This window comes from Vibrio sp. 1727 (genome assembly GCF_033344415.1).
Taxonomy (GTDB): domain Bacteria; phylum Pseudomonadota; class Gammaproteobacteria; order Enterobacterales; family Vibrionaceae; genus Vibrio; species Vibrio alginolyticus.
In genome coordinates this window covers 1-538 of the sequence record NZ_JAWPOT010000598.1, presented here as the reverse complement: position 1 = coordinate 538, position 538 = coordinate 1, and the positions used below count along the sequence as shown (strand labels likewise).

Annotated in this window: 1 pseudogene; it reads right to left on the bottom strand. The window is 44.6% G+C overall.

The annotated features are described in order from the left end of the window. Positions 1–538: pseudogene (locus tag R8O10_RS27140) on the bottom strand (malate synthase A); the annotation flags it as partial.

The following is a 538-nucleotide window of genomic DNA, read 5'->3' as shown; positions in this document are numbered from 1 at the left end:
CCGTTATTCGCCTCAAGTGATTTATCGTTGTGAATTTTATCCAACACTTTCTGGTTTTCTTGCGGGTCTTTCGCGGGAATAAAGGCGGCCATTCCTCCCATCGCGAAAGCACCACGCTTGTGACAAGTACGAACCAACAAACGCGAATAGGCGTTCAAAAATGGTTTGTCCATGGTGACGACTTGGCGATCCGGCAGAACACGATCTGGGTGTTTCTTCAGTGTTTTGATGTAACTGAAAATGTAATCCCAACGACCACAATTCAGCCCTACGATATGCTCTTTAAGTGAGAACAAAATCTCATCCATCTCAAACACAGCTGGTAACGTTTCGATCAGCACGGTCGCTTTGATCGTGCCAGTCTCTAAACCAAAATATTCTTCTGTGAAATGGAACACTTCACTCCACCACTTCGCCTCATGATGAGACTGCAGTTTAGGAAGATAGAAATATGGACCGCTGCCTTTTTGAAGCAATGCTTTGTGGTTGTTGTAGAAATACAGTGCGAAATCAAAAAGCGCACCTGGAATGATCTGAC